This is a genomic window from Frankia canadensis, assembly GCF_900197875.1.
GTDB lineage: Bacteria > Actinomycetota > Actinomycetes > Frankiales > Frankiaceae > Frankia > Frankia canadensis.
Genome location: NZ_FZMO01000298.1, coordinates 1 through 4,217 on the forward strand (window position 1 = coordinate 1; position 4,217 = coordinate 4,217).

At 73.3% G+C, this 4,217-nt stretch carries 3 protein-coding genes and 1 pseudogene; 1 reads left to right on the plus strand and 3 read right to left on the minus strand.

Going from position 1 to position 4,217, the window contains the following annotated elements; all coding sequences use genetic code 11:
* Positions 1 to 276 precede the first annotated feature (276 nt).
* Complete coding sequence (locus C1A33_RS38415) at positions 277 to 615, minus strand: RNA-guided endonuclease InsQ/TnpB family protein (RefSeq protein ID WP_243407782.1); 339 nt, start codon at positions 613 to 615, stop codon at positions 277 to 279.
* 423 nt (positions 616 to 1,038) lie between these two features.
* Here C1A33_RS38415 and C1A33_RS21135 point away from each other — a divergent pair, with 423 nt between their 5' ends.
* Positions 1,039 to 2,751, plus strand: coding sequence for a hypothetical protein (locus C1A33_RS21135; RefSeq protein WP_101833151.1), 1,713 nt, complete (start codon positions 1,039 to 1,041; stop codon positions 2,749 to 2,751).
* A gap of 97 nt (positions 2,752 to 2,848) precedes the next feature.
* On the opposite strand, the gene C1A33_RS21140 is transcribed toward C1A33_RS21135, so the two are convergent.
* On the minus strand, positions 2,849 to 3,292 hold the full coding sequence (locus C1A33_RS21140) for a carboxymuconolactone decarboxylase family protein (protein ID WP_101833152.1): 444 nt from the start codon (positions 3,290 to 3,292) through the stop codon (positions 2,849 to 2,851).
* A gap of 240 nt (positions 3,293 to 3,532) precedes the next feature.
* Positions 3,533 to 4,217, minus strand: a pseudogene (locus C1A33_RS21145) (bis-aminopropyl spermidine synthase family protein); the annotation flags it as partial.

Genomic DNA, 4,217 nt, shown 5'->3' on the forward strand with positions numbered 1-4,217 from the left:
CTCGTGTCTCGGGTTCGGGATCTTCTCCCCGGTCGACAGGGTGACCAGCGACGTGATGCCCGCATCGATTCCCACCCGGCCCGACGACGCCGGCAGGGTGGGGATGGCCTCCTCGACCAGGATCGACATGTGGTACTGGCCGCGCGGGTTCCGGGACACCGTCACCTGCGACGGATCGGCACCGTCGGGGAGCGGACGCGACCAGACGATCCGAAGCGGCGCGCACTGTTTCGCCAGGGTGATCTGACCGTTCCGGAAGGTGAAACAGTTCCGGAATTAGGTTGCCGAGTCGGTGGTCTTTCCCTTCTTTTTGAAGGTCGGGTACTTCGCGCGTTTCTGCCAGAAGTTCACATAGGCGGTCTGAAGGTTCCGCAGGGTGGCCTGCAACGGGCCTTTCGACGGTTCGGCAAGCCACGCCGTTTCCGGATTCCGCTTCCAGCACGTGAGCATCCTGTCGGTTTCGGCGTGGGTGACCCGTCGCTGTTCCTGGAACCAGGCCCGGTGCCGTTCGGCCAACGCCCGGTTGTACACGTAGCGAACACAACCGAACGTTTTCGCGAGCTGCTCGGCCTGTTCCGGGGTCGGGTAGAAGCGGTAGCGGTACGCCCGCTTCACCACCCGATTCCCCATACCCGAAAGAATACATCATGCCGCTGTCATCCTGACGCCGGAGCTGATGCGCTAACCCCGCCCTGAAGGGCGCGGCCTGCGCGCTACGTTTCCCGGTCATAGGGCTCCAGCTCCACTTCTACGGCTCGTAGTAGAAGGCCGGGTTCAGGGTAGGCGCGGGTGGACGGCGCGTGTGGCGGCTTTCGTCGTGGATCTCCCTCACGGTGTGGGCGTGCCGTCCCTGACCTGCTCGGGTCGTGGTGGTAGGCGCGGCGTCGGCCGTCCGGTGGGTGCGCTTTGGTGGCGTGGTCGCGCCCGGTCGGGCGGCGCTCCGGTATGAAGTGATGGATCGGGTGCACTGTGTCACGCTGCCGGTGTGGGGGTGCGGGGGCGCGGCGTCGGTCGCGACGGTGCGACGGGGACGCGACGGTGAGCGGCACCGGCGACGCGGGTGCGGGCGGGCCGAGCCGGCGGGGTCTGCTGTGGCGGCTCGGCGGCTTCGCGTGTGTCGGCGCCACCGGGCCTGGGCGCGCGGGTCGATGGGCCGCGGGCGGACTCGTCGCGGCTCTGGCGGCGGGGCTCGGCAGCGACAGCGCGGGGCGGAAGGCCACTGCGGCGGCGGGTGGGGTCAGTCAGGGTGACGAGGGACAGGCGACTCGCGGGGACAGGGGCAATCCTGGCGATCCGGGTGATTCTGGTGATCCGGATGACAGCCTGGTCGGACCGGACGTCCTGTGGGAGTGGGTCGAGCGGATGGCGGCGTTCGGCCCCAGGCTGCCCGGCTCGCCGGCGCACCGCCGCCACATCGACGATCTCGACACCCGGCTGCGTGACCTGGGGCTCGCGGTCAGCCGGCAGCGGGTCCCGCTGGACCGCTGGCTCGCCCGGACCTGGGCGCTGCGGATCGTCGACGCCCGCGGCGCGACGACGGTGGTGCCCGTCGCCGCCTACCGCCCCTGCTCGGGGGAGACGTCGAGCCGGGGCGTCACCGGCCCGGTGGTGGACGTCGGCGCCGGTGCGGAGGAGGACTACCGGGCCCGGCCCGCGGTGGCCGGCGCGATCGTGCTCGCCGACGGCGGCATCGCCCGGCTGAGGGCCGACGTCCTCGCGGGGCTCGCCCTCGACGTCGCGCCGCCGAACGCCCGCGCCCGGTTCGCGACCGAGGACTACACGCGGGTATGGCTCGGCGCGCCGCCCCAGCCCGACCTCACACTCGCCCGCCGGCGCGGCGCCATCGCCATGATCGAGATCCTCGACCTGCCCGCCGCGCTCGCCGCCGGCCAGTACACCCCGCACCAGCAGGCTCACGCCGGCCTGCCCACCCTGCACGTGGACCGCGACCAGGGCGCCCACCTGCGCGCGCTGCTCGCGGCCGGGCCCGTCCAGGCGACCGTCATGCTCACCGCCCAGCGCGACGGCACCGACGTCGACTACCTCCTGGCCCGCCAGCCCGCGAGCCACGCCGGTGCCACCGGTGGAGGCGGTGTCGTTGGTGGAGGCGGTGTCGTTGGTGGTGGCGGTGTCGTTGGTGGTGACGGCGACACGGTGCTGGTCGCCACCCACACCGACGGCCAGAACGCGGTCGAGGAGAACGGCGGGCCCGTGCTGCTCGCGCTCGCCGAGCGCCTCGCCCGCCACCCGCCCCCGCCCGGCGGCCGCGACGCGCTGTTCCTGTTCGCCCCGGCCCACATGGCCGCGGACTCGGCGACGATCAAAACGGACGCCTTCCTGCGCGCGCGGCCGAGCCTGCTCGCGTCGATCAACGCCGCCCTCGTCGCCGAGCATCTCGGCGCCCTGGCCTGGGACGACCAGGACGGCACGATGCCCTACGGACCGCGCGGGCGTAGCGAGCCGGCCGTCGTCGCGGTCGGTAACAGCGACGCCCTGCGCGGACTCGCGTGGGCGGCGGCGCGCGCGCACGGGCTCGACCGGATCGCGCTGATGCCGCCGTACGAGGACGGACTGTACGGCGAGGGCACCTTTCCCTACCGGCTCGGGCTACCCACGGTGGCCTTCCTCAGCGGTCCGGCTTACCTGCTCCAGGTCGGCCCGGGCGACCAGCTCGACAAGCTCGACCGGCACCTGCTGCACCGCCAGGCGACCTTCCTCGCCGATCTGCTCGACCGGATGCTGCGCCGCTGACGCGAACAGGGCGCCACGGCGCTCCCGGTATGCCACGGCGCTCCGGACGCCGCGGCGTACCGGGATCGGCGGCGGACCAACGTCCGCCCGGCCGGCCTCAGACGTCCAGGGGTGGGCTCGTGCGGGCGGGGATGGCGAGTCGGTTCCAGGCGTTGATCGTCGCGATGGCGAACAGCAGGTCTGCGGCCTCCTTGTCCGACCAGTGCTTGGTGACCTGGGCCCAGGTGTCGTCGCTGACGCCGTCCGGGCCGAGCCGGGTGGCCTCGTCGGTCAGGGCGAGGGCGGCGCGCTCCCGCTCGTCGAAGAACGGCCCCTCCCGCCACGCGCCGACCGCGAACAGCCGCCGGCTCGACTCGCCGGCCGCCAGCGCGTCCCGGCTGTGCATGTCGACGCAGTACGAGCAGCCGTTGAGGATCGACGCCCGCAGTTTGACCAGTTCCAGCACCGTCGCGTCGACATGTGCGTGGATGTAGGTCTCCAGGCCCATCATCGCCTTGTAGCCCGCGGGCGCGAGCTTCGCCAGGTCCAATCGCTGTGTCATGTGTCTGCTCCTTCCGAACGGCCGGGCCTGTCACCGCGGCCGGCCGGGCCGCGTCGGGCGACCCGTCGAGAGGAAGGACGGCCCCGTCCGGGGAAACGTGACATGGCTCCGTGACCTGCCCGGACGCCATGACCCGCCGGGCGGAACGCGGTGCCCGGACGCCGTCACCCGCGGATGCCATGACCAGCCAGGACGGGCAGCCCGCCCCCGCTCGTACAGGCTGCCCGGCGGCGTCGCCGCTCACCCGTCCCGGCCACCGCCGAGGCTGTCGGCCGCGGCGCGCAGTGTGGCGGCCAGGGCATGCCGGGGCAGGTCGGCGAGGCGCGCGGTGAGGAGGTCGGGATCGGGAGCGGCGGCGTGCACGGCGGCCATCGCCTCGCGCTGGGACGGCGCCTGGCCGGTGCCATCCCGGGTGATCCGGATCAGGCCGTCGCGCCAGACGTTGCCGAGCCGGCCGTGGGCGCGATCGAGCAGCCAGCGGGCAAGCCGGCCGGCGGGGTCGAGCGTCGCCGGGTCCACCGCGGTGAACGTCAGCAGCGCCCGCTGGCCGTCAGGCGTCGCGACCACCTGGTCGCGCTCGGGGGTGCGCGCCCATTTCGCGGCCAGCGGGGCGAACTCGTCCGTTCCTGGCGCGCCACCCCGGCGCGTGCGGGCGGCGGGGTGCCCAGCATCGACGATCACGGCGAGGTGGGCGGCGTTGACCGCCAGCAGCAGCCGGGTCAGCCAGGGGCCGGGATCGTCGGTCAGGTCGGCGACGACGCACGGAGCGGGCCCGGAACCGCCCGCGGCGGCCGGCAGCCCGCGTTCGAGCACCGTCTCCAGACGCGCGTGCGTGGCGCCGAGGGCCGGTCGGTCCCCGAGGAACACCGTCCGCGACCTAGTGCCCGGTGACGTCCTGATCGTCGCCGAAGGAGAGCGGGTCTGC

What these genes read in the sequence shown, in the direction of transcription:
- C1A33_RS21140 (WP_101833152.1), bottom strand. Translation starts at nt 3,292, where the DNA reads ATGACACAGCGATTGGACCTGGCGAAGCTCGCGCCCGCGGGCTACAAG.